Raw genomic sequence first — 23485 nt, 5'->3', positions numbered from 1 at the left:
TTCCCCCTCTATGTCAAACGACTCGTAAGCCTCTCGGGGAGCGCCAACGCCCCCTGCCCGGCTATCAACTTCAACTCACAATCGAATCCCTTTGGGCAATGACCAATCCTGGATCTTCGGCCAAAGACCGACACCCCGCTCTGCTTCAAACCTGCAGCGCCCGCGGCCTCAAGCTCCGTTGTTCTTCACCCGTCTCAACCGCAGGCTGCATTTGGAAGTCAAAGCACAACTCGGCAAAACGCCCTTCCACCCCTCGTTTGGCCGCCAAGCCAGCGTCTTCGATGAACTTCACTTCGCCGACGAGCCCTTCGCGTGTGGCATAGGCAAAGTCATCCCACAGGTACTTATCCCCTGACAGGTTGATTTGCGTCGTCAGATGGCGGTAGCCCGGTGCCGAGATGAAGTAGTGGATGTGCGCGGGTCGCTGCCCATGACGCCCGAGCAAGTCAAGGCACTCCTGAGTCGGCCCCTGCGGGTCACACCCATACCCCGAGGGCACGATACTGCGGGCACGGTAACGGCCTTCGGCATCGGTCACGATGCGGCGGCGCAGATTGAACGCCGACTGCGACTTGTCGAAGTACGAGTAGTTGCCTTTGGTATTGGCTTGCCACAGGTCCACAATTGCCCCGGCGATCGGCTTGCCTAGCAGGTCGACGACCTGGCCCTCGATAAACAACGTGGTGGCAACGCCGTCCTCCGTACCATCATCCATGCGTGCCTCGCCCTCGCACAGCGGGGCCCCGGCAACGTACAAAGGCCCCTCGATGGTACGCGGGGTGCCGCCGGTGTGGCCGACCTGTGCGTCCCGGGCGTCGTTGAGCAAGTCCAGGAAATGCTCGAGGCCCAGGCCGGCGATCAGCAGCGCGGCCTCTCCACGGCCACCCAGGCGGTTGAGGTAATCGATGGCGCGCCAGAATTCGTCATCGGTGATCTCGAGGTCTTCGATCAGGCGTGCGCTGTCCTGCAGGATGCGCAGCAGGATCTGCTTGACCCGAGGGCTACCCTGGTCGTTGTCCAGTCCGGCAGCTTCTTTGAAGAACGCCTGCAGGTCGGCGGTTTGGGAAATTTTGACAGTCATGATGGGATCCTCATCTTGTTCTTATGATTCACAACAGCGAGCGTGGCGACGCTCAGCGATCATCTTCATGAATCGACGAAGGATGGCGGCACAGGCCGGTCACTTCGATGTCCATGTAGGGGAATAGAGGCAGTTGCATGAGGGTGTCGTGCAGCGCGTCGACACTGTCCACATCGAACACACTGAAATTGGCGTAGTGGCCGGCGATGCGCCACAGGTGACGCCATTTCCCCTCACGCTGCAGGCGCTGGGCCAGTTCCTTTTCATCAGCCTTCAAGCGGGCAGCCACTTGCGGGTCCATATCCACTGGCAGCTTTACAGTCATCTTTACGTGAAACAGCATTTGCCCAATCTCCTATAAAGGTTTCAAGTACGGCGGAATCTGGCCAGGCGCTCTTCATCGAGCGTCAGCCCCAGGCCCGGCGTGGCAGGAACGTGTAGCTGGAAGTCGCGGTACACCGGCGCTTGGGTCACGATTTCTTCGGTGAGCAGCAGCGGGCCGAACAGCTCTGTGTGCCATTGCAGCTGATCCAGGATGATGAACGCATGTGCCGATGCCAGGGTGCCCACAGCCCCTTCCAGCATGGTCCCGCCATACAGTGCAATGCCGGCTGCCTGGGCGATCTGGGCCGTGCGCAGCACCGCGCGGGGGCCGCCATTCTTGGCAATCTTCAGCGCGAAGATGCTGGCAGCACCATCGGCCGCCAGGCTGAAAGCGTCCTCGACACTTTCGATGGATTCGTCCGCCATGATGGGCGCAGGGCTGCGCTGATTCAGGCGCACCTGCCCTCCCCGGTTGATCCGCGAAATCGGCTGTTCGATCAAGTCGATACCGTTTTCACCCAGCACCTGGCAGCCTTTGATGGCCTGAGACTCGCTCCAGTATTGGTTGACGTCGACACGGACGCTGGCGCGGTCGCCCAAGGCTTTCTTGATGGCCACCACATGGGCAAGGTCATGCTCCAGGGCGTTGGCACCAATCTTGAGTTTGAAGATGCGGTGGCGACGTTGTTCGAGCATACGCTCGGCTTCTTCGATGTCCTTGCCGGTGTCACCACTGGCAAGGGTCCAGGCCACTTCCAGCGCGTCACGCACCCGGCCGCCCAGCAACTCGCTGACCGGTAGCCCCAGGCGCTTGCCTTGGGCATCGAGCAACGCCGTTTCCACTGCAGAACGGGCAAATGTGTTGCCCTTGATGGCTTTGTCCAGGCGCTGCATTGCCGCATTGATGTTCTCCGCGTCCTGGCCGATCAGCAAAGGCGCGAAGTAGCTGTCCAGGTTACTTTTGATGCTCTCCGGGCTTTCGTTGCCATAGGCGAGCCCACCAATGGTGGTGGCCTCCCCGATACCCTCGATGCCATCGCTGCACATCAAGCGCAGAATGACCAAGGTTTGGCCGCGCATGGTATGCATCGCCAATTTGTGTGGCCGAATGGTCGGCAGGTCGACAATGATCGTCTCAAGGCGCTCGATCCGGGCTGCTGTCATTTCAGGTTCCATCTCGCAAGGTAGAGGTAAGGATCGCCAACAAGGCTTCAATACCCATAGGATCTTGTTTCGTGTACCTTAGGATCGACCTTCGACATTCGTTGAGTCCAATATTGTTTCCATCTCGCACCATACCTGGGAGGTATTGTGGAGCTCAGGCATATTCGTTATTTCCAGGCCGTTGCGCAGACCCTGAATTTCACCCGCGCAGCAGAACGCCTGCATATCGCCCAGCCGCCGCTGAGTCGGCAAATTCAACAATTGGAAGAGCATTTGGGCACCGCATTGCTGGAGCGCAGTCGGCCGTTGCAGTTGACCGAGGCCGGCCGTTTTTTTTATGAGCAGAGCGACACGTTGCTCAAACAGCTTGAGCAGCTATGCGAAAACACCCGGCGCATAGGCCGAGGTCAACGCCAATGGCTGGGCATAGGATTCGCCCCGTCAACCCTGTATGCCGTGCTGCCGGAACTGATTCGAGAACTTCGGCGCGATGCAGACCTGGAGCTGGGGCTGCAGGAGATGACCACGTTGCAGCAGATCGAGGCGCTCAAGAGCGGCCGCATCGATATAGGGTTTGGCCGGATTCATTTCGACGACCCGGCTATCCATCAGGAGGTGTTGCGTGAAGACCCACTGGTCGCGGTGTTACCCGTTGGGCACCACTTGATAGGCCAACCGATAACGCTGGAACGTCTGTCGAAGGAACGCTTCGTACTCTACCCAGCCAACCCTCGGCCCAGTTACGCCGACCATGTACTGGCGCTATTCGCCAACCATGGCATGGGCATACAGGTATCCCAATGGGCCAACGAGTTGCAGACCGCCCTGGGTCTGGTGGCGGCAGGGCTTGGCATTACCCTTGTCCCCGCCTCGGTCCAGCAGCAGCACCGCGCCGACTTGACCTACGCACGGCTGGAAGAAAGCCAAGCCGTCTCTCCAATCATCCTCAGTCGCCGAGCCAGTGACATCAGCCCGATCGTTCAGCGTTGCCTGGCAATCATCTCGACCATCAATTAATGACACCCTGCCCCACCTGGCAATTCGGGCAAAGTCGGCCGATAAAAACCGTGCTGCGATCGTGATCCATCTGTCGGTTTTCCCATTACGCCGGCTGATCATCTGTCGCTCGATCGCACTCCAAAGTGCATCTGACGCCAAGGAGAACCGTGATGAACCCACTAATGAAAATGGGGGGCGGTAATGCCCAAGATGACTGGCCTGAACTAGATCCGGACCAGCCTGACGACCGCGTGGACGACCCAGATGCTGACCCGAATGTCACCGACGATGAAGAGCAGCATCCAGGCGTACCAGCAAGCGACCCCGAATCAGGCGCCTGACACTAGGGAGCGGGCGAGAACCCGCTCCGTTTCCCTCAACTGCTAATTGCAGAGTCACTGACCGGCTGGTTGGGTTTACCCCCAGACAGCCGCCAACTCACTGCGGTAATGCCATAGCGTTCAGCCATGGGTTTACTGACTTTCTTGATTTTTTCGCGGCCGAACTTAGGAATGATGCCAATACCCGCATCACAACTGGCCCAATGCCAGGCTTCGGTGTTATCCATCCGCTCCATGCGGATGATGAAACTGCGTGGCTGGCCATGCAGTTGGTAGTCAATGATATACAGCTGGGGATTAGGCATCACGGGGCCCTCCTCTTCTCCATGGATGACTCATTCATTGAGTGATGCCCATCGGGAAAGATTCAAAATAATTGTCCAACAATTTTTCTCCCGCACCACCTCGAAAAGCAGCGGGTTAGGTGCATCGCCAGGTAGCAGGATCCCCTAGTGGTAGCGCCCCGCTGGTCATCGAACGAGGGGCCATGCGCGGATGCGTGAGTGTCCCTGCGCGTCCAGAGGTCGAGGCCTCTGGACGTACCGACGGGCCTCGACGACGGCGACCTTTCAATTCGGCTGGCGCCCCCCGCCATGGCTGTTCTGCCCGCCCTTGCGGCCAGCTTGCGAGGCGCGCTCTCTGTCATTGGCAAAGTTGCCACCCGACGCCTGCCCGCCCTTCTGGCCTGCACGGGAAGCCCGTTCACGGTCATTGGCAAAGTTGCCCGGGTTGGTTTCCTTGGTGCCGCCACGTTGTCCAGTACGCTCTTGATCACGAGCCATGCCATTTCTCCTTGCGATGGGATGGTGGGACGCATGAATCTCTGCCATGCCCCTTTTCCGAACCGTCGACGCACAGGAATGCTCAATTCGATCGTGGACAGCTGACCGGTGGCACGAAACACCGCCCGGGAAAATGTTTGCGTACAGCCTATTTGCCCGTGCTCCGGGTGTCAGGCATGCACACTCCACTGGGTCACCTGCGAATCGATTGGCATTTCATCGACGGCATGAATCAGGCCGCTATCGAGTGCCTCCTGTGGGTCCAGTATCCGCGGGTAAGCCATCAGGTAGCGCTGAACGTCCAGCGTTTCGGCACTGCCTGCGGTTCTTTCCGCGACAATCTGGGCATACAGCCGCAAATCGTAATCCAAGCTCATCGCGTATTCGGCCATACGCGCGTGGTCGACCGCACCGTGTAAAGTCCAGTGAAACGGGTGAAACAGGAACTTGCTCATCGCGCAGGCAGTACGGCGCTCGCCCGCCAGAAACAGGATGTTGCCCATCGATTCCACGGTGCCGAGGTTGTGCGTGTGCACGGGTACCGGCAAGGCGCGCAGGAAGTTGTACAAGGTAAACCCATAGCTGCATTCGCCGCCCATCGTAGCGATGTTCAACTGAAGCACATCGCCACCCTGGTGCATCACTTTGGAGCAGGTGCTGATCAGGTTGCCACAGGTGGACGAGTTGATCGGGCCGGTGAAGTGAATGATGTGTCGGGCCATGCTTACCTCCAATGTGGGGGTCATTCCCGTAGGGTGAACAGGCCTCCCTTTGCGCCAGCGCAAGGTATTCTTCAGGCCTGGTTTGCGGTGGAAACGTGAGCGGGTGCAAAGTTCCCTGGCGCGGGCCAGATCGCCACTGGTCAACCATCCTGAACCGTTTGCGGTCGCTGCGTGTCGCTAATAATGGGACAGCAATGAGGACCACAGTGTGAGCGAGATCCGCATCGGCATATCCGGATGGCGCTATGGCCCCTGGCGCAAGGACTTCTACCCCAATGGCCTGCGGCAGGATGATGAATTGGCTTTTGCCTCGCGCGCCGTTAACAGCATAGAGATCAACGGGTCGTTCTATAGCCTGCAGACCCCGGAACGTTATGAGCGCTGGCGGGACGATACGCCGGACGACTTCGTCTTTTCAGTCAAAGGGCCCCGCTATATCACCCACGGGCGGCGCCTGAAGGACATCGAACAGCCGCTGGCCAACTTCTTTGCATCTGGCCTTCTATCGCTGGGCGACAAGCTTGGGCCGATTTTGTGGCAGTTCCCGCCGAACATGACATTTGATGCGGACCGCTTCGAGCGTTTCCTGGCGCTGCTGCCTCACGACCACCAGGCGGCGAACGCCTTCGCCCGCAACTGTGCAGAACGTTTACAGCACAATGGCGGCAGCCCCATCGACGGCAATACCCGCCTGCGTCACGCGGTGGAAATTCGAAATGAGAGCTTTCTGTGCGAGACGTTCGTGCAGTTGCTGCGCAAGTACCGGGTGGCGCTCGTAGTCGCCGACAGCGCGGGCAAGTGGCCTTACGTCGAAGACGTGACCGCCGACTTCGTGTACCTGCGCCTGCATGGCGATGTCGAGCTATACAGCAGCGGCTACACCGCCCGCGCCTTGCGCCGTTGGAAGCAGCGTATCGAATGCTGGAGCCGCGGCGAGCAGCCGGATGATGCCCACCTGATCGTCGATCAGCCGCCACCCCGGCGTGCTTCACGGGATGTCTACTGCTACTTCGACAACGACCAGAAGGTACATGCCCCTTACGATGCACGCCGCCTTCTGGACAAGATGGATCTCAATGGCCACTTGGTGACAGAACCGGGTGTCACACCGCAGGTGGAACTGTGAACAAGACATTGCCTACACCCACCAGCGTCATCGACAGGATCACCACGGTGCATCGTCTCAATGTACTGACGATCAACGTGCACAAAGGCTTCACCGCGCTCAACCGGCGTTTCATCCTGCCCGAATTGCGCGAGGCGGTGCGCGCCACCGATGCCGATCTTGTGTTCCTGCAGGAAGTCCACGGCAGCCATGAGCACCATGCCCTGCGCCATGCCGAGTGGCCCGACACCCCGCAGTACGAATTTCTCGCAGACAGCATGTGGCCGCAGTTCGCTTATGGCCGCAACGCCGTTTACCCGCATGGTGACCATGGCAACGCGCTGCTGTCCAAATTCCCAATCGCCGAGCACCACAACCTCGATGTATCGATCCATGGCAACGAACAGCGCGGCCTGCTGCACTGCCGCCTGGACGTGCCAGGCCACGATTCGGTTCATGCCGTGTGCGTGCATCTGGGGTTGCGTGAAGCCCACCGCCAGCGCCAGGTCAGCCTGCTGCTCGACTTGCTCGACAGCTTGCCTGCCGACGCACCTGTGATTGTCGCCGGGGACTTCAACGACTGGCGCCTCAAGGCCGATGCCGTGCTCTCGCAACGCCTCGTGGAAGCGTTCGGAGAGCACTTCGGTAGCCCTGCCCGCAGCTTTCCGGCGCGCTTGCCGCTGCTGCGGCTGGACCGTATCTACTTGCGCAATGCCAAACCAAGCAAGGCGCAAGTGCTGTCTCATTATCCCTGGTCACACTTGTCTGACCATGCACCGTTGGCTGCGGAGATCGATCTGTGAACAAACCTTGGGTAGAGGGCAACAGTGTCGAGCTGTTGATCAATGGGGAAGGCTATTACCCGCGTGTGTTCGAAGCGATGGCCCAGGCGCGCGAAGAGATTCTGCTGGAAACGTTCATCATCTTCGACGACAAGGTCGGCCAACAGCTGCAGCGGGTGCTGATCGAGGCGGCGCGCCGCGGCGTACGGGTGGAGCTGGCGGTGGACGGTTACGGCACAGCCGACCTGCCGGATGCGTTCATTGCGGCCATGACAGAAGCAGGTGTGCGGTTTCACGCATTCGACCCGCAACCGCGGGTGGCCGGCATGCGGACCAACTTGTTCCGGCGCCTGCACCGCAAGATCGTCGTTATCGATGGCGAGCTGGCGTTCATTGGCGGAATCAACTACAGCGCCGATCACCTTGGCGATTATGGGCCGATGGCCAAGCAGGATTATGCGGTGGAAGTGCGCGGGCCGGTGGTGGCGCAGCTACACGCTTCCAGCCGCCAGCTGATGGCCCCGGTGCTTGAACCGCCTAGCCAGGTGCGCCCGCTTACCCAGCCCGCTGGCCAAATCAGCGCTGTGCTGGTCGAACGGGACAACACGCGCCACCGCAGCGATATCGAGGCCTGCTACCTGCAAGCCGTGCGCGCGGCACGTCAACGCATCGTGGTTGCCAATGCCTACTTCTTTCCCGGTTACCGCCTGTTGCGTGAATTGCGCAATGCAGCGCGCCGCGGTGTACAGGTCACCCTGATCCTCCAGGGCCAGCCGGACATGCGCTGGGTCCGCGCGCTGTCGCGGCTGCTGTACAACTACCTGCTGCGTGACGGCGTACGCATACACGAGTACTGCCAACGCCCCCTTCATGGCAAAGTCGCGTTGGTGGACGATGAATGGTCGACGGTAGGCTCCAGCAACCTTGACCCGTTGAGCCTGTCGTTCAACCTCGAGGCCAACCTGCTGATACGTGATCGGGCATTCAACCAGCACCTTTACCAACACCTGACCTCGCTCGCCAGCGACCACTGCAAGGCGGTGACCCTGGAGCGGATGATCCGTGGCTACTGGTGGCGGGCGCCGCTGATCTTCATCGGCTTCCACCTCACCCGCTACTTCCCGCGCATTGCCGGCTGGTTCCCGGCACACCGGCAACGCCTGAAATCTGTCCAGCCTGAAGTCCAGGCCCAGGGCGACCTGCACGAGGGCAATACCTGATGAAGCACAAAGACTGGCATATCTGGGGCAAGCGCCTGCTGACCCTGTTGTTCATCGTGCTGATTCCGGCGCTGCTGTACATGCTGGCGCGCAACCTTGACTGGAACGAGGTTCGCCAGTCCCTGGTCGACTACAAGCCCAGCACCTTGATTATCGGCTTGGGTCTGGCGGTGTGCAGTTACCTCACATTCGCCAGCTACGACCTGCTGGCACGCGCCTATACCGGCCACCACCTGCCGGCGCGGCAGGTGCTGCCGGTGGCCTTCGTCTGCTATGCCTTCAACCTCAACTTCACGACCTGGGTCGGCGGCGTTGCCTTGCGTTATCGGCTGTATGGGCGGTTGGGCCTGGACACCGGCACCATCACCAAAATCCTGACCCTGGGGCTGCTGACCAACTGGATGGGCTACATGCTGTTGGCCGGCACGGTGTTCGCCTTGCGCCTGGTCAAGTTGCCGGACAGCTGGGCGGTGGGTGTGACCGGGCTGCAGTTGATCGGTTTTCTGCTGCTGGCTGTGGCGCTGGCCTATCTGCTGGCCTGCGGTTTTGCCAAGCGTCGTACATGGCGTGTGCGCGACCATGAAATCACCCTGCCCTCGATGCGCCTGGCGCTGTGCCAAGTGGCGCTGGGTGCCAGCAACTGGGCATTGATGGCCGCACTGATTTACTGGCTGCTGCCCGGTGACCTGTTCTACCCCTCGATACTCGGCATCTTGCTGATCAGCTGCGTGGCTGGCGTTGTCGCCCATATTCCCGCCGGGCTGGGTGTGCTCGAAGCCGTGTTCCTGGCGCTGCTGCACGGCCAACTGGGCCAGGGCAGCCTGGTGGCAGCATTGCTGGGCTACCGTACCCTCTACTACCTGATCCCGCTGCTGCTGGCGGTGATCACCTACCTGGTACTGGAAAAACGCGCCCGCGCCATGCGCCAACGCGGTGAAGCGACCCTACGCAAGACTTGACCACGGGCCCTGAGCCCGGGAGGTGGCACATGCGTTTATCCCTGCTGATGGTGGTGCTGGGCAGCCTGGCCAGCACAGAAGTGCTGGCTGAAGCGTGCGAAGTGATAACGCGTTCCTCCAGCGAAGCGGTCAAGCCCGTTGAGGGACGGACCTGCTACAGCTTCAGCGACATGCCGGCTGAAGCGATCAATTGGTCGTGCAGCAATGAAAGCAAAGAGATGCTCAGCACCGAGAAGCGCAAGGTGCCGCGCTGCGCCGATGGCAGTGTCGGTAGCTGCATCGCACCGTTGACCCAGGAAACCCTCGCCAACCCGAAATCGGCAGGGCGTGACGCGCCCTCCACAAGCCCGGCGCTGCCCAAGGAAGCCAGGGTGATGACGTACTACTACGACACCCCCAGCCTTGGGCAGGCCCGTGCCGATTGCGAGCGTAATAACGGGATCTGGCAAACGCATTGACGGTCGGGCATAACTGAGCCCCAGCAGCTGGTATGGCCAGCCCTGGGGCGTGTGCTACAGCAGTTATCTAGCTATTGAAGCCGTCACGGGGAAATCGGGTCGCTGGCCGGGAAAGTTTCATCCAAGGCATTGTCAACCTTGCTTTCATTGGGCTGAGCCGCTTCACCACATTTGCAATCACTCATGCGGCACGGTTCACCGTTCCGGTGCCCGGACGCACAGGCTTCACAGCAGTAGGCCTTTTCGTTCTGCATGCGGGCATTCTCGTCCACCATGCACGAACAGTTCCCACAGGCACATCGTCGCTCATTCATGGTCAGTTCCTCGGCTCGTCATCAACCACTTCATCAGTCCAAGGTTCACCGTCCAGCGGCGCGGACCGTGCCAACTCGGCTTCATCCAGGCCAATGCCACCACCGATCTCCTGCGCATCGACTTCACGCAGGTTCTGGTCTGCCGGGCCTTCGTCATCACCAAGCTCGTAGAGGTCGCGCGCGCCAGTCTCATCCAGCAGGGTGCCAGGGCTCAGGTCGTCGTCGGTGACGTTGTCTTCATGCACGCTGTCGGTCAGTGTCTCACCGCCGGTCATGCCGCCTTCAGCGACGCGCCGCGCCGGGAAGTCCTTCGCCACTTCAGCGGCTGGGCGTTCATCCCCTATACGCCCCTCCGGGCGGTCACTGAAGTCCAGCTCGTGCACGCTGCCCATGCGGTCCTCGGTGTCATCGATTTCGCTGGGGGTGTAAGGCTGGCGATCATCGGGTCGGCTCATTTGGGCTCTCCATCAGGGGGTGTGTTCGGTCGACTGCGAGTGGGCCTGGAAAATTCAGAGTTTTTTGCCCGCCCGCGGGCAATCGATTTTTTGAACTCCCGCCCTGCCCGCTGCCTCCCAAATGAGAGACAGCCACCCCTGGGAGCCTTAGATGAAGGCCAAGCCCCTGCAGGAATATGAGCGCAAGCGCGACTTCAATGCCTCGCCCGAACCCAGTGGCAAGCGCGGCCGTGCAAAACGTCACCAGGCCCTGCAGTTCTGCATTCAGAAGCACGACGCCAGCCACCTGCACTACGACTTCCGTCTCGAACTGAACGGTACCCTGAAAAGCTGGGCCATCCCCAAAGGGCCCTCCCTGGACCCCAAGGTTCGGCGCCTGGCGGTGCATGTAGAGGATCACCCACTCGATTACGCCGATTTCGAAGGCAATATCCCCCAGGGGCACTATGGCGCCGGCGATGTGATCGTCTGGGACCGTGGCATTTGGGAGCCAGAAGGCGACGCGGACCAAGCCTACAGCAAGGGCAAGCTGCGCTTTCGCTTGAAGGGTGAAAAGCTCGGTGGCGTGTGGAACCTGTTCCGCACCCGTCTTTCAGGCAAGAAAGAGCAGTGGATGCTGGTCAAGTCCGCCGATGCACAGGCACGCAGCGAGGCCGACTACAGCATCGTCGAAGCGCAGCCTGACAGCGTGATCAGCGATCGAACGCTCGTGCCGCGGGAAAGTCCTGGCGCCAAACCTGCGAAGGCGCCCAAGCGCAAACCAAGCGGCGCTGGCAAGAAAACAGCCTTGCCCGGGCAACTGCAACCGCAGCTTGCGACCCTGGTCGATTCACCTCCCGCTGGCGACTGGCGCTATGAGGTCAAGTTCGACGGCTATCGTGTGCTCGCCCGTATCGAAGGCGAAGACGTGCGCCTGTTCACCCGTAACGGCCACGACTGGAGCCACAAAATGCCCCGGCAGGTGGCTGCGCTGCGTGCTTTGGGCCTGGACAGCGCTTGGCTGGACGGCGAGATGGTGGTCAACGGCGAGAACGGCGTGGCCGACTTCCAGGCATTGCAGAATGCCTTCGATACCGAGCGCGACGAGCAGATCGTCTACTACCTGTTCGACCTGCCCTTCCTGGGTGGCCAAGACCTGCGCGCGTTGCCTCTGGAAGACCGGCGCAAAGCTTTGAGCGAACTGCTTGAGCATGATCAGTCCGATGTTCTGCAATTTTCCGCCGACTTCGAGCAGCCGGTCGAGTCGCTGCTCGACAGCGCCTGCCGCCTTGAACTCGAAGGGTTGATCGGCAAGCGCGCCGGCAGCCCCTACACAGGGCGGCGCAGCGCGGACTGGATCAAGCTCAAGTGCAAGCAGCGCCAGGAGTTCGTCATCGTTGGGTTCACGGATCCGAAGGGGAGCCGCAGCGGCTTCGGTGCCCTGTTGCTCGCCCTTCATGACCCAGACAGCGGCGAGCTCCGTTATGCCGGAAAAGTCGGTACCGGCTTCAGCGCCACCACGCTCGAGAGTATCCATGCTCGCCTCAAGCCTTTGGAGATCCGCAAGCCAGCCCTGCCCCGGCCACCCACCGGGGCGGAGGCTCGGGGTGTTCACTGGCTCAAGCCAGAACTGATGGCCGAGGTCGCGTACGCGCAAATGACGCGCGACGGCGTAGTACGGCATTCGGTTTTCCACGGGCTGCGCGACGACAAACCTGCCAGCGCCATCGACCTGGAGCGCGCCATGCCAGCCAAGACCCTGCCCAAAACCAGGCGTAGCAAAGCGCCAGAAGACTTGGGCGACCTGCGCCTGACGCATCCGGACCGGATCATCGACGCCAGCATTGGCGCAACCAAGCGCCAGGTTGCCGAATACTACGCCGGCGTCAGCCAGTGGATTCTCCCGCAGCTCAAGGACCGGCCGGTCGCGCTGGTACGGGCGCCAGAGGGCCTCAACGGCGAACTGTTCTTCCAGAAAAACGCCGACCAGCTGCATATCGCCAATGTGCTCAGTTACGACAAAGCCGAGGCCGGCCAGGCGGCGATGGTCATCAACCGCGCTGACACGCTACTGGGCGCCGTGCAGATGAACATGCTCGAGTTGCACACCTGGAATGCCGCCGATAAGGACTTCGACAAGCCCGACCGCTTCGTGCTCGACCTCGATCCGGACCCGGCACTGCCCTGGAAGGCCATGATCGAAGCCACTCAGCTGGCCCTCACCCTGCTCGACGAACTGGGCCTGAAGGTGTTCCTAAAGACCAGCGGCGGCAAAGGCATGCACCTTGTAGTGCCGTTGACCCGCCGTGCGGGCTGGGATGAGGTGAAAGACTTCAGCCATGCCATCGTCAGTTATCTGGCCAAGCTGTTCCCCGACCGGCTGAGCGCAGTGTCCGGGCCGAAGAACCGGGTCGGGCGGATCTTCATCGATTACCTGCGCAACGGTAAAGGCGCCACCACAGCCTGCGCCTACTCCCTGCGGGCCCGGGAAGGCTTACCGGTGTCTGTGCCGATCTGGCGCGAGGAACTTGCCCAGCTCAAAGGCGCCAACCAGTGGCATATCGGCAACCTGCACGAACGCTTGGCCGAGGTCGATGACCCTTGGGCGGACATGGGCAAGACCCGACAGTCGATCACAGCGCGCATGCGCAAACAGATGGGAATGACATGAGCATCACTCAGGATGTTGACCTGAACACCCTCGATAGCCTGCTGCGTACGTTCAGCGAGCGCGCGCAGCCTTTGAACCTGGACAACAAGCTGTCGCAACTGATGCAGGCGCTAAAGGCGGACCATCTCGACCAACTGCCGCTGCCGGGCCAAGGGCATACCTTGCAGCGCTGGCAGACGCTGGCACGCATTGCCGGTTGCGACCTGGCGCTGGCCAAAGTGTACGAAGGCCATACCGACGCACTGGCGATCCTTGCCGAATGCGGCGCCGCACACCTGGCGGGCAACGCAATATGGGGTGTGTGGGCCGCCGAGCCCCCTGATGCGCGGGCTCGGATCATCGGTCGTGACGGCGACCAGGTGCGCCTTGCCGGTAGCAAGGCCTGGTGCTCAGGTGCCTTGCAGATAGACCGCGCGCTGATCACGGCCTGGGCCGAGGATGACGACCAGCCGCAGTTGGTGGCGATCGAACTGGCCCATCCCAGCCAGGGGGTGCAGGTCGATCATTGGCAAGCGGTGGGCATGGCGACGACCGCCAGCATTGAAATCACCTTCGAGGATGCGCCCGGGATCGCCGTAGGCCAACCCGGGCAGTACCTGTCGCGCCCCGGTTTCTGGCACGGCGGTGCGGGCATCGCCGCCTGCTGGTACGGCGCGGCGCAGGCGCTGGCCGATTACTTGCGTGAGCGTTGCTGCAAGCCAAACTCGGATCCCCACGCCCAGGCACACCTGGGGGCAGTGGATGCCGCGTTGTACGGTGCCCGTGCGGCACTGCGCGAATGCGCCACATGGATAGACCGCCAGCCCAGCGCCGACGCCAGCTTCGAGGTGCGCCGCGTGCGTGCCCAGGTAGAGCAGGCTGTAGAGCAGGTGATCCACCATGTGGGGCGTGCGCTGGGCGCAACGCCGTTCTGCCGCAGTAGCCACTTTGCACGGCTGAGCGCCGACCTCCCGGTCTTTCTGCGCCAAAGCCATGCAGAACGTGACCTGGCCGCACTTGGCCAACAGCTGGCCCTGGTGCCGGCAGGAGCCTGGCAACTATGAGTGAGAACCTGATCAAGGCCAGTGAAGGCAGGCCGTGGGCCGAGTGGCAGCAGTCTGCACACCTGGCGCGGGCGAGCTGGATCACGCCGGAGCAATTACTACCCGCAGGCCGGCGCTTGGTACTGCTGGCGCCCCACCCCGATGATGAGATCCTCATGGCCGGTGGACTGTTGGCCGGGCTGCACGGCCGCGAACAGGACGTGTTGCTGATCTCCGTCACCGATGGTGAAGGAAGCCACCCAGAATCGGCGACCTGGACCGAGCACCGCCTGCGCCGTCAACGGCCACTTGAAAGCCGGCACGCCCTGCAGCAGCTGGACTTGGACCTCAACCGGCTGGACTGGCGGCGCCTGCACCTCAAGGACGGCGCGCTGTCACGCGACGAAGCGTTCCTGGTCAATCACCTTAACCAACTGCTCAAGCCCGATGATGTGCTGATGACTACCTGGCGCGGCGACGGCCACTGCGACCACGAAGCGCTTGGCCGGGCGGCAGCGCAGGCTGCCCTCGCGCGCCAGGTGCAACTGGTGGAGGTGCCTGTGTGGGCCTGGCATTGGGCACAGCCTGACGACCCGCGCCTACCCTGGCAACGGGCACATCGCATCGAGCTGGACGAAACACGGGTTGCGCGCAAGCGTCAGGCCTTGGCGGCGTATCACAGCCAGCTGGAGCCCGACCAAGGGCGGGCGCCGGTGCTGCCTGCCGACCTGCTCGATTGCATGCTGCAACCCTTCGAACTGGTATTCCTGTGAAGGAGTTGTCATGAGTATCGATGCGCAATATTTCGCCGACCTGTATTCCAGCAATGACGACCCCTGGGCGTTTCGCACCCGTTGGTACGAACGCCGCAAGCGTGACCTGCTGATGGCCAGCCTGCCGCGCCAGTGCTACCAACGGGTCTTCGAACCCGCCTGTGCCAATGGCGAGCTGAGCGCAGCGCTGGCCGATCGCTGTGCCGAGCTGCTGTGCCAGGACCTTGACCCTACTGCAGTTGCCCTGGCCCGCCAGCGCCTGGCGGGGTTGCCCAATGCTTCAGTCGTCGCTGGCCGCTTGCCGGCGGACTGGCCGGGCGGCAGCTTCGACCTGATCGTGCTCAGCGAAGTGGGTTACTACCTGAACCCTACCGACTGGTTGCAGGTGATCGAGCAGTCGGTTGCGAGCCTGACCTATGACGGTGGCCTGCTGGCCTGTCACTGGCGCCATCCGATCGCAGGCTGCCCCCAGGATGGGCGTGAGGTGCACCAGCTGTTGGCCAAGCATGTACCGTTGTACCCGGTGTTTCGCCATGAAGAGGCGGACTTTTTGCTGGAATACTGGTCAGCCGAGCCCAGCGTGGTCGACCTGGACGAGACATGCTCATGATTGCCGTCGTCATTCCTGCCCATAACGAAGCGCGACGGCTGGGGCGCTGCCTTAAGGCCATGGCATCGGCGGTAGCCTTGGCCGAGCAGGCAGGGCATCAGGTTGAAGTGTTGGTGGTGCTGGACCGTTGCCGTGATGCCAGTGCGGCGGTGGCCGCGCGCTTCGGTGTACGCACGCTGGCGGTGGAAGCTGGCAGTGTCGGCATGGCCCGCCGGCTTGGCGCGGCCCTGATGCTGGAGCGCGGCGCCCAGTGGCTGGCCTGTACCGATGCCGATAGCCAAGTGCCCTCGCACTGGCTGCTGTGGCAACTGGCGTGCACTGCCGAGGTGGTCTGCGGCACGGTACATATCGAACACTGGCAGCCGTGGCAGCGTGCGGCGCTGCGCAAGCTGTACCGCAGCGGGTATCAGGCCTGTGAAGGCCACCGGCATATTCATGGGGCCAACCTGGGGGTCTGTGCCCGCGCTTATGAACGTGTGGGCGGCTTTCAACCGCTGGCGGCGCACGAGGACGTGCAGCTGGTCCGCGACCTGGAGGCCAGCGGCGCGCAGATCGTCTGGACAGCCAAGCACAGTGTTGCGACCAGCAGCCGAAGGGACAGCCGGGCGCGTGAAGGGTTTGGGGATTTTCTGGCAGGGCTGCAGGTGCGTTTGGGCGGTTGATCAGCTGGACCATGCTCTTCGGAATTCTTCAGATAGAGCGCCGCGTGGATGGCGCTCTATCTGAATGATGCTGTGCTAACAAGGCAGGCAACCCGCCCAAGCCTTCATGAAGCTTTACGCGTACGCTTGGCAGGTTTCTTTTCGGCAGGTGCTTTTTTCGCAGCTTTGCCGCCGAGGCTGCGCTTGAGCAGTTCGGTAAGGTCGATGATATCGGCGCTTTTTTCGGCTTCGCCCCCCTCGCCCTTGTCCACCACACTGATCTTGCCTTTGCTGGCCTTCTCTTCCACCAGGTCCATGATGGTCTGGCGAAACGCATCATGGTAGTCATCCGGGGCCCACGAACCGCTCATGTCCTCGACCAGGCGCTTGGCCATGGCCAGTTCGCGCTTGTCGAGCTTGGTGTCGGTCACGCTCTTGTCCAGCTCCAGCGTATCCAGCCCACGTACTTCTTCCGGCCAGCGCAAGGTGATCATCACCAACGCGTCATCCAGCGGCCGCAGCAATGCCAGGTGTTGACGTGTGTGCAACACCACGGTGGCCAGCGCCACCTTGCCAGTGCTCTGCAGTGTTTCGCGCAGCAAGGCGTAGACTTTGCCGCCGCGGCGGTCCGGGCTCAGGTAGTACGGCGTATCGAACTGCTGCAGCGGTATTTCGCTGGCAGCCACGAACGAAAAGATATCGATCGTCTGGGTCGCTTCTGGGCGCGCCTTGCGGATCTCTTCTTCGCTGATCACGACATAGCGGCCTTTTTCGTATTCCACGCCCTTGACGATGTTGTCCTTGTCGATTTCCTTGCCGGTTACCTTATTGATCCGTTTGTAGCCGACCGGCTCCATGCTGCGCTTGTCCAGCCAGTCGAAGTCCACGCGCTCGGTGCGCACCGCCGTGTTCAGTGATACCGGGATATGCACCAGGCCGAAACTGATCGCACCTTTCCAGATTGCCCTGGCCATGACGTGCCTCCTAGGGTTGCAGGGGATGACCGGGCTGGCAGTAGCGCAGCGCACCACAACGCTCGCAAAGCTGGCACTGCAGCCCGGGCACTTCGGGTTTGACCATGGCACGCCAATGGCAGCCACGCAGTAGGCAGACAAAGGTCATCAGCCACCTCCTTGGCCCGCAAATGTCGGGCACTTACCTGAAATGACTGCGCGGCGGGCGGAAGGTTTAGCCCAAGTGCCCTATGGCTTTGCTACCGACACTGGATTGGCCGTCATGCCTGATCAGGTTTCGCTGTTGAACAGCACACGCTTGAACGCCGCGGCTGCCAGATGCACCTGCACGGACCAGTCCTGGGCCGCATCGCTGCCGGCATCATCGGAAATGTATTTCAGGCACACGAACGGAATGCCTTCATTACGGGCGATCAGCGCTAACACGTAGGCTTCCATGTCGACGATGTCGTACGGGGCATCACCGTGGCTGACCTCAAAGCTGTCGCCGCTGCCACAAGTGCCCAGTGGCAGCCCCTCTATCGCGTGGCCATGTTCAAGCAGCACCGGCACGTCCGACAGCGGCGTCTGGTAGCGGGCGAAGCCCAGCGCAGTCACATCCATGTCGCGTTGCACGAAGCGCGTGCAGCACACCACCTCCCCCTTGCCGTACCGCTGGCTGCCTGCCGACCCAAGGTTGACGATCAGTTTGGGCCGCTGGCGCTCAATTGCCTTGGTCAGGGCGATGGCAGCATTGACTTTGCCGATGCCGGTGAACACGGTATGGACGTCAGCGAATACGCTGCCGGCTTCCGCCTCAAGGGCAAATACGAACAGGGTATCGGCCAAGGTAATGGCGGGAAATTGCTGGGTCAGCATCATGGCGCAGGGCGTTCCGAATGGCTAGCTAAGGGCGCTGCCATTGTCGGTGAACGCTAACTGATTGCAAGCCCCGCAGTGGTGGCAAGGCGCACTAGCGCGTCACGCACTGCGGTTGACCGTCAGCGCCACGGCAGCGATGCGCTCGACATGCTCATAACCTGGCTGGAGCAATTGTTCGCCGAATACGTCCGGGTCGACCTCACGGTAGACCCAGGCCCATTCAGGCCCCGCCAGGCGCAGGCGAATAGCCTCGAGCAGAGGATCACGGCCTTCGACAATCGCCACGCCGGTGTACAGCAGCAATGACCCGCCAGGGCTCAGACGCTCGCACCCCTGCTCGATGATGCGCAACGACAGGTCGGCGCCCAGAGAACCGCCACCGTGGCGATACGTACGCTGGCCGTCATCGAGCATGTAGGGTGGGTTGGCCACGATCAGGTCGAAATGGCCACTGATGCCCGCAAGCAGGTCACTGTGGGCAATGGATACATTGCTCACCCCCGCCAGCGCCGCATTGATCGCGGTGTACCGCAGTGCCAGGGGGTTGATGTCCACAGCGCTGACCTGGGCATGTTGCGCCGCGCGCGCGATCAGCAAGGCACCGATGCCGCTGCCGCAGCCAATGTCCACCGCGTGTTCGACCCGTACCGGGCTGCGTTGTAGATGGTCATGGATGACCTGGGCGAAGCGATAGCTGTCGGGGCCGAAGAACACCGCATCAGCGGCCTCGGTCGGGTAGGCAGAGTGCACTAGCAGCAGATCATCGAGGCTGGACCAACGTACCCGGCTGCGCAGCAGGTCACCGTCCTCGTACAGCACGTGCGCGGTACTGAGCTGGTCCAGCTCATCGGCGCTGATCAATGTTGCTGGGAATGGGCGGCTCCAACCAAACACGTCACGCAGGTTGGCGGCCCGCTCTGCGCCGGCGCGGGCATTGTTGTAGCCATGGGTGGCTGGCGTCACACAGGTGAACCGGTAACCGTCAGCGCGCAGGCGCCGGCCGAGTTGAAGCAGGGCTTCATCGGCGCGGGTTTGTTGCGGGTCAAGCGTCATCAGTGCGGTCCCTCCTCGCCAAGGCCTGTAGCACGCAGGTACGCCCGAGTGGCGGCAAGCCCCTGCGGCAGGGCGTGCTGATTGCCTGCCATGCGCTCTATCAAGGTCTCGATATCAATCACTTCGTGGCGTTGTTCGCCATTGGGCTGCTGGTGCAAGGCAGCTTCCCAACTACCCGGCGGCACGCGGCGCACAGTGCTTTGCCAGTCGCCGGCAATCCAGTCATGCCACAACTGCTTTTCGTAGGCATTGAACACCCCGAACATCGGCGCGCCCGGGCCATCGATCAGCGACCACCAGCGGCTGTCGGCTGGGTTCTGCCCGCGTTTGATCCAACCCTGCGCCACGAGCGCTTGCAAGAATCCCGGTAGCGCCGAGGGTTCACTAAGCCATTGGTTGACCGTGCGCTGCTGCAGTCGGCAACGGTCAGCGTGCATGAACTGCCCGAACACGCGCTTGCGCTCCAACGCAGCCAGCAATTGGGCTTCAAGGTCGAAGGTGCTGATCAGCGTCGGCGTGTCAGTGCCTAGATCATTGAGGCGGTAGCCGTGCCTGACTCGGCGGTAGAACACCTCGGCATCCTGTGCCGGGCACAGTTGCTGAACCGCCTGAATGGCCTTGCTGGAATGGCCACTGGCAGCATTGTCGATCGTGACGTGGAGCTGGAAATAATGGCCGTCGATGCCCAGCTCAGCCAGTTCGTGGGTGGTGATGAGCAAATGTAGAGGCGGTTGCTCATAACCCAGGTTGTACCCAATGATTTCGGGCAGGAACCATTCCACACAGCTGCCCAGCGCCAATTGCACGGCCCCTTGCAAATAGCGCTCGTCCTCCAGAGGCAAGCCCTCCAGGCAGCCGAGCCTGCCCAGCAACCGCTGATAGATCAGCACATGATTGCAATGCGGATCGCCGTCGCCCAACTCCTCGAGGTAGGTGCGGATCAGGCCGTGGTAGCGCGGGTCTTGCCAGTGGCGCAGGGCCCCATGAAGCCAGGCGCCATCGACGACCTTGGTCGGTGCAACCTGTTGCAGGAACCACAATGCGTGGGCGCGGTTGGCAAAATACCGCCGAGGCGCGCCTTCACGGCGCTGGGCCAGGTAGGCGGCGTGTTCCGCTGCAACCTGTGCGGCGTGACGCGCGCTCCATGCCTGCAACTGATCAGGCGTGTCCGGCAGGTCATCGGCCATGGCGCTCGCCTTCGCAAACTGCTCAGCGAGCCACTGACGTGCAGTGGTGTAATCACCGGATAAAAACGCATGGTAGCGGCTGCTCAGCGGCTGTGCGGTTGGCGCCGGCGCCTTGGAGGGGTTGCTGCGCGTCAGAACCGTCATGCCTCGCTCCTTTGTCGACTATTGGCTCTGGCCTTCGCGTGGCATCGGCTCAGGGCCAGGTGCAGGTTGTGGCGCAGGCTTGTCATCGGGCTGCTGCATTTGCAGCGAAGGTTTGCTGTGGTCGGCATCCTCCGCCGCGTGATCGGAGTCACGATCGAAACAACCGCCGAGCAGCGTCAGGCTGCTCAAGGCAATGATGATGGCTGTGGTGCGCATGGGACGTCCTCTTTCTAACCAAACGCGGTGCCGAAGCGTCCGGCACCGCGCTCTCGTCACTTACGAGCGGCCGCCTTTCTGGCCCGACTCGCGGTCTTTGTGCATATCGGCATCCTTGCGGCCCGACTCACGGTCGTGGGCCATGCCTGAGCCTGAGGACTGCCCGCCCTTGCGGCCAGCTTCGGAGGCTTTTTGCCGGTCGTTGGCGAAGTTGCCGGGGTTCTTGGTGCCACCCTGGCCGCCCTGGCTGCCGGTGCGGCTGTTGTCTTTATTTGCCATGGTCTGAAACCTCATGTGACTTCTGGATGCACGGCAAGCGCCGTACATAGGTTCGGAGTTTGGCGATAGCGAGGGATTCGTTTTATTGCCGGGCGTTCGGACCGGCGGCGTTAAATAACCGGCGGTGATGTATTTTGCGCGCCAGCCGGTTGTGTGCCGTGGGCATCCAGCGTGCGCTGCCGCCGCCCCAGCCACCCACCGGTGAGGCCCCAGCCCAGGGCAATCGCTGCCCCAATCATCATGGCCAGTTGCGGATGGTCGCCCAGCACATCCAGTGCACGCTTGACCCACCCACTCAACGCATCGCCCCCTCGGTAAACCACGGTGTCGATGAAGTTCTTGGCTTTGTACTTGTCCTCGGCGGGCAACACCGTGAACAGCATCTCCCGCCCCGGCCGGACCAGGGCGTATTCGCCTGCGCGGCGAACCACCATCACCACCACGAACACCGCAAATGCCGGTGCCAGGGCCAGCCAGACGAAGCCTGCCGCCATCACCAACGGCACTGCCACCAGCAACACCCCTACCCCCATGCGTTTGGCCAGCCGACCGGTGATGAACACTTGGGTGAGGATGGCCAGGGCTTGAACCACTGTATCGATCAGGCCGAACACCTGCGTCTGGCGTGTACGGTCGGTGAAGGTTTCGCTGACGATTCGCGCCTGCTCGAAATACAAGAAAGTACTGACACTGGCCAACAGCACCACGAACAGGGCAATGCCCAAGAGGTACGGCGAACGCAGTACAGCCGTCGCACCGGCAAATGGGTTACCGCCCAGTGGCCGCGACGCGGGTTGTTGGTTCTGCACAGGCAGTGGTTGGCGATCCCGCCAGCGTTGCAGATAGACGGCGGAAGCGATGCTGCCCAGCAAGAACAAAGCGGCCAGCAACACCAGCCCGGCATGCCCCAGCGGGGCAACCAGCAGCGTACCCAGTACCGGTCCGCTCAGCCCACCCAGGCTGGCCCCCGCTGCCAGCAGCCCGAACAGGCGCTTGCTCTGCTCTGTGGAAAACAGATCGGTCAGCACGCTCCAGGCCAGTGAGATTGTCAGCAGGTTGAATACCGACAGCCAGATGTAAAAGGCCCGTGCGGTCCACAGGTCATCTGGCTGGCGAGCAAACAACATGGCAAACAGCAACAGGTTGGCCGTGAAGAAGCCGTAGGTCCAAGGCAGGATGTGCCGTCTGCGTACCCTGGAGGCCAGCCAGCCGAACAGCGGCAGGCAGGTGAGCGTAGCGATGAAGGTGCCGGTGAACAGCCATTGCAGGTTGTCGACACCTCCCGCCACGCCCATGGTCTCGCGCACCGGCCGCAGCATGAAATACCCGGTGAACAGCAGGTAGAACAGGGCCAGACCGCCGATCACGGCCGGGCCTTCGCCAGGCTGGATATTCAGCCCGTGGTCCAGGCGTTTGCGCCAGCCGGTCATGTTGTCAGGCAAACTGTTCGATCAGCGCTTTTTGCTGCGCGGGGGTGAACAACGGCTCATGGCCGGCCTTGAGCTGGTCGAGCTGGCGATCGGGGCGGCCAGTTGCCGGGATGACCGTGGTCACCGCCGGGTGGCTGAAGGCGAACTTGAGGAAAATCTGTGCCCAGCTGCTCACGCCCGCTTCTGCAGCCCAGGCAGGCAGTGGCTGGCCCTTGACCTTGGCAAACAGGCGACCATCATCGAACGCCCGGTTGATAAGCACTGCCACGCCCTTGTCCTGGCACAGCGGTAACAGTTCGTCTGCAGCGTTGGGCGCATTGACCGAATAGTTGATCTGGATGAAGTCCAGTGGTTCGGAGCGCACGATGCTGGCGACTTCGTCATGGCCGCTGTTCAGGTAATGCGTAATGCCTACGTAGCGGGTCTTGCCCTGCTGCTTGAGCTGGCGGGCATAGGGCAGTTGAGTCTTCCAGTCGCGCAGGTTGTGGATCTGCAGCAGGTCAACCTTGTCTGTGCGCAGGCTTTTGAGGGTGCCCGCCCATTGCGCTTCGGCGTCGGCCCGGCTGTCGGCGGCGATTTTGGTGGCGATGAAGCACTGCCGGTGCCAGCCGCCCTCCTCCAGCAACTGGCCAAGGATACGGTCTGCCCCGCCGTAGTTCGGCGATGTGTCGATGACTTTGCCGCCGCCTTCGAAAAACGCTTTCAGTACGGCCTTCAGTCGCTGGTAATCGGCCGAGCCGGCCTCGACCTCGAAACTGCCAGAGGTCCCCGCGCCAATGACCGGCAAGGCCTCGCCGGTGGACGGCACCTTGCGGGTCAGCAGCCCGGAGCGGGACTCAGCGCGTAACCAAGGGCTGGCAGCCAGCAGCCCCAAAGTCGCGCCGGCGCGTAGGACATCGCGACGTGCATACATGGCAAAGCTCCCGTCATAAGTCGGAA

29 protein-coding genes are annotated in these 23485 nt (G+C 61.9%); 12 read left to right on the top strand and 17 right to left on the bottom strand.

Translation table 11 applies throughout. The annotated features are described in order from the left end of the window. Nucleotides 1–145: 145 nt before the first annotated feature. Genes catA through ACIPZH_RS13700 form a run of 3 tightly spaced genes read right to left on the bottom strand, consistent with a single transcriptional unit; the run spans nucleotide 146 to nucleotide 2569 of the window. Complete coding sequence (gene catA, locus ACIPZH_RS13710) at nucleotides 146–1081, bottom strand: catechol 1,2-dioxygenase (RefSeq protein WP_400636484.1); 936 nt, start codon at nucleotides 1079–1081, stop codon at nucleotides 146–148. Between the two features lie 52 nt (nucleotides 1082–1133). Next, the gene (catC, locus tag ACIPZH_RS13705; protein ID WP_400636482.1) at nucleotides 1134–1424 is read right to left on the bottom strand and encodes a muconolactone Delta-isomerase; all 291 of its coding nucleotides are present in this window, start codon (nucleotides 1422–1424) and stop codon (nucleotides 1134–1136) included. Nucleotides 1425–1447: 23 nt separating this feature from the next. After that, nucleotides 1448–2569, bottom strand: a complete 1122-nt coding sequence (locus tag ACIPZH_RS13700) for a muconate cycloisomerase family protein (protein ID WP_400636481.1) — start codon at nucleotides 2567–2569, stop codon at nucleotides 1448–1450. A gap of 147 nt (nucleotides 2570–2716) precedes the next feature. Between ACIPZH_RS13700 and ACIPZH_RS13695 the strand changes: the two genes are divergently transcribed. Both ACIPZH_RS13695 and ACIPZH_RS13690 read left to right on the top strand, forming a co-directional pair. Next, nucleotides 2717–3586 (top strand): LysR family transcriptional regulator, encoded by an 870-nt coding sequence (locus ACIPZH_RS13695; RefSeq protein WP_400636479.1) that lies wholly within the window; start codon nucleotides 2717–2719, stop codon nucleotides 3584–3586. 152 nt (nucleotides 3587–3738) lie between these two features. After that, nucleotides 3739–3909 carry a hypothetical protein gene (locus tag ACIPZH_RS13690; RefSeq protein WP_400636478.1) on the top strand — a complete coding sequence of 57 codons (171 nt, stop codon included), beginning with the start codon at nucleotides 3739–3741 and terminating at the stop codon, nucleotides 3907–3909. A 35-nt stretch (nucleotides 3910–3944) separates the two neighbouring features. On the opposite strand, the gene ACIPZH_RS13685 is transcribed toward ACIPZH_RS13690, so the two are convergent. The 3 genes from ACIPZH_RS13685 to ACIPZH_RS13675 all read right to left on the bottom strand — a co-directional run bounded on the left by ACIPZH_RS13685 (nucleotide 3945) and on the right by ACIPZH_RS13675 (nucleotide 5413). Further along, on the bottom strand, nucleotides 3945–4214 hold the full coding sequence (locus ACIPZH_RS13685) for a DUF6555 family protein (protein WP_241803414.1): 270 nt from the start codon (nucleotides 4212–4214) through the stop codon (nucleotides 3945–3947). 264 nt (nucleotides 4215–4478) lie between these two features. Beyond that, the gene (locus ACIPZH_RS13680; protein WP_046786214.1) at nucleotides 4479–4691 is read right to left on the bottom strand and encodes a general stress protein; all 213 of its coding nucleotides are present in this window, start codon (nucleotides 4689–4691) and stop codon (nucleotides 4479–4481) included. A gap of 170 nt (nucleotides 4692–4861) precedes the next feature. Then, the gene (locus ACIPZH_RS13675; RefSeq protein WP_241803415.1) at nucleotides 4862–5413 is read right to left on the bottom strand and encodes an ATP-dependent Clp protease proteolytic subunit; all 552 of its coding nucleotides are present in this window, start codon (nucleotides 5411–5413) and stop codon (nucleotides 4862–4864) included. Between the two features lie 208 nt (nucleotides 5414–5621). Here ACIPZH_RS13675 and ACIPZH_RS13670 point away from each other — a divergent pair, with 208 nt between their 5' ends. From ACIPZH_RS13670 to ACIPZH_RS13650, 5 genes are read left to right on the top strand one after another with little or no spacing between them, the layout of a single operon-like run. Continuing rightward, a complete protein-coding gene (locus tag ACIPZH_RS13670; RefSeq protein ID WP_400636476.1) occupies nucleotides 5622–6539 on the top strand; it encodes a DUF72 domain-containing protein in 918 nt (305 codons plus the stop codon). After that, a complete protein-coding gene (locus ACIPZH_RS13665) occupies nucleotides 6536–7321 on the top strand; it encodes an endonuclease/exonuclease/phosphatase family protein (protein WP_241803417.1) in 786 nt (261 codons plus the stop codon). The genes ACIPZH_RS13670 and ACIPZH_RS13665 overlap by 4 nt, the downstream gene beginning before the upstream one ends. Further along, the gene (gene clsB / locus ACIPZH_RS13660; RefSeq protein ID WP_400636474.1) at nucleotides 7318–8520 is read left to right on the top strand and encodes a cardiolipin synthase ClsB; all 1203 of its coding nucleotides are present in this window, start codon (nucleotides 7318–7320) and stop codon (nucleotides 8518–8520) included. The genes ACIPZH_RS13665 and clsB overlap by 4 nt, the downstream gene beginning before the upstream one ends. Then, entirely contained in the window at nucleotides 8520–9479 is a 960-nt protein-coding gene (locus ACIPZH_RS13655; RefSeq protein WP_267815949.1) for a lysylphosphatidylglycerol synthase domain-containing protein, read from the top strand. The genes clsB and ACIPZH_RS13655 overlap by 1 nt, the downstream gene beginning before the upstream one ends. A gap of 29 nt (nucleotides 9480–9508) precedes the next feature. Then, the gene (locus ACIPZH_RS13650) at nucleotides 9509–9937 is read left to right on the top strand and encodes a hypothetical protein (protein WP_400636473.1); all 429 of its coding nucleotides are present in this window, start codon (nucleotides 9509–9511) and stop codon (nucleotides 9935–9937) included. Between the two features lie 83 nt (nucleotides 9938–10020). Here ACIPZH_RS13650 and ACIPZH_RS13645 read toward each other — a convergent pair whose 3' ends face one another. Further along, a complete protein-coding gene (locus tag ACIPZH_RS13645) occupies nucleotides 10021–10251 on the bottom strand; it encodes a metallothionein (protein WP_400636472.1) in 231 nt (76 codons plus the stop codon). A 2-nt stretch (nucleotides 10252–10253) separates the two neighbouring features. Then, nucleotides 10254–10706 (bottom strand): phosphotransferase system, HPr-related protein, encoded by a 453-nt coding sequence (locus tag ACIPZH_RS13640; RefSeq protein WP_400636471.1) that lies wholly within the window; start codon nucleotides 10704–10706, stop codon nucleotides 10254–10256. Between the two features lie 151 nt (nucleotides 10707–10857). Between ACIPZH_RS13640 and ligD the strand changes: the two genes are divergently transcribed. The 5 genes from ligD to ACIPZH_RS13615 are packed head-to-tail and all read left to right on the top strand — an operon-like array spanning nucleotide 10858 to nucleotide 16423. Then, nucleotides 10858–13356: a DNA ligase D gene (ligD, locus tag ACIPZH_RS13635; RefSeq protein ID WP_400636470.1), complete on the top strand. Its 2499-nt coding sequence runs from the start codon at nucleotides 10858–10860 to the stop codon at nucleotides 13354–13356. Further along, a complete protein-coding gene (locus tag ACIPZH_RS13630; RefSeq protein WP_400636469.1) occupies nucleotides 13353–14399 on the top strand; it encodes an acyl-CoA dehydrogenase in 1047 nt (348 codons plus the stop codon). The genes ligD and ACIPZH_RS13630 overlap by 4 nt, the downstream gene beginning before the upstream one ends. After that, on the top strand, nucleotides 14396–15151 hold the full coding sequence (locus ACIPZH_RS13625; RefSeq protein WP_267815961.1) for a PIG-L deacetylase family protein: 756 nt from the start codon (nucleotides 14396–14398) through the stop codon (nucleotides 15149–15151). The genes ACIPZH_RS13630 and ACIPZH_RS13625 overlap by 4 nt, the downstream gene beginning before the upstream one ends. A gap of 10 nt (nucleotides 15152–15161) precedes the next feature. After that, nucleotides 15162–15761 (top strand): class I SAM-dependent methyltransferase, encoded by a 600-nt coding sequence (locus ACIPZH_RS13620; RefSeq protein ID WP_349975355.1) that lies wholly within the window; start codon nucleotides 15162–15164, stop codon nucleotides 15759–15761. Further along, the gene (locus ACIPZH_RS13615; RefSeq protein WP_400636467.1) at nucleotides 15758–16423 is read left to right on the top strand and encodes a glycosyltransferase; all 666 of its coding nucleotides are present in this window, start codon (nucleotides 15758–15760) and stop codon (nucleotides 16421–16423) included. The genes ACIPZH_RS13620 and ACIPZH_RS13615 overlap by 4 nt, the downstream gene beginning before the upstream one ends. Before the next feature lie 104 nt (nucleotides 16424–16527). Here ACIPZH_RS13615 and ACIPZH_RS13610 read toward each other — a convergent pair whose 3' ends face one another. From ACIPZH_RS13610 to ACIPZH_RS13570, 9 genes are all read right to left on the bottom strand, one after another. Continuing rightward, the gene (locus ACIPZH_RS13610) at nucleotides 16528–17376 is read right to left on the bottom strand and encodes a Ku protein (protein WP_267815965.1); all 849 of its coding nucleotides are present in this window, start codon (nucleotides 17374–17376) and stop codon (nucleotides 16528–16530) included. 10 nt (nucleotides 17377–17386) lie between these two features. Beyond that, nucleotides 17387–17524 carry a PSPA7_2676 family Cys-rich small protein gene (locus ACIPZH_RS13605; RefSeq protein WP_241803428.1) on the bottom strand — a complete coding sequence of 46 codons (138 nt, stop codon included), beginning with the start codon at nucleotides 17522–17524 and terminating at the stop codon, nucleotides 17387–17389. Nucleotides 17525–17646: 122 nt separating this feature from the next. Next, the gene (locus ACIPZH_RS13600; protein ID WP_241803429.1) at nucleotides 17647–18237 is read right to left on the bottom strand and encodes a 5'-methylthioadenosine/S-adenosylhomocysteine nucleosidase; all 591 of its coding nucleotides are present in this window, start codon (nucleotides 18235–18237) and stop codon (nucleotides 17647–17649) included. Between the two features lie 99 nt (nucleotides 18238–18336). Further along, entirely contained in the window at nucleotides 18337–19290 is a 954-nt protein-coding gene (locus ACIPZH_RS13595; protein WP_400636466.1) for a methyltransferase, read from the bottom strand. Further along, complete coding sequence (locus ACIPZH_RS13590) at nucleotides 19290–20621, bottom strand: iron-containing redox enzyme family protein (RefSeq protein ID WP_400636464.1); 1332 nt, start codon at nucleotides 20619–20621, stop codon at nucleotides 19290–19292. Before ACIPZH_RS13590 ends, ACIPZH_RS13595 begins: the two co-directional genes overlap by 1 nt. A gap of 18 nt (nucleotides 20622–20639) precedes the next feature. Next, nucleotides 20640–20837 carry a hypothetical protein gene (locus ACIPZH_RS13585; protein WP_400636463.1) on the bottom strand — a complete coding sequence of 66 codons (198 nt, stop codon included), beginning with the start codon at nucleotides 20835–20837 and terminating at the stop codon, nucleotides 20640–20642. Nucleotides 20838–20897: 60 nt separating this feature from the next. Beyond that, the gene (locus tag ACIPZH_RS13580; RefSeq protein WP_241803433.1) at nucleotides 20898–21116 is read right to left on the bottom strand and encodes a general stress protein; all 219 of its coding nucleotides are present in this window, start codon (nucleotides 21114–21116) and stop codon (nucleotides 20898–20900) included. A gap of 110 nt (nucleotides 21117–21226) precedes the next feature. After that, nucleotides 21227–22546 carry an NTP/NDP exchange transporter gene (locus ACIPZH_RS13575; protein WP_400636461.1) on the bottom strand — a complete coding sequence of 440 codons (1320 nt, stop codon included), beginning with the start codon at nucleotides 22544–22546 and terminating at the stop codon, nucleotides 21227–21229. 4 nt (nucleotides 22547–22550) lie between these two features. Next, complete coding sequence (locus ACIPZH_RS13570) at nucleotides 22551–23459, bottom strand: aldo/keto reductase (RefSeq protein ID WP_400636460.1); 909 nt, start codon at nucleotides 23457–23459, stop codon at nucleotides 22551–22553. Nucleotides 23460–23485 lie beyond the last annotated feature (26 nt).

The organism is Pseudomonas sp. NPDC089758 (assembly GCF_044748705.1).
Classification (GTDB): Bacteria; Pseudomonadota; Gammaproteobacteria; order Pseudomonadales; family Pseudomonadaceae; genus Aquipseudomonas; species Aquipseudomonas putida_X.
This window is presented reverse-complemented; position numbering and strand designations above follow the sequence as displayed.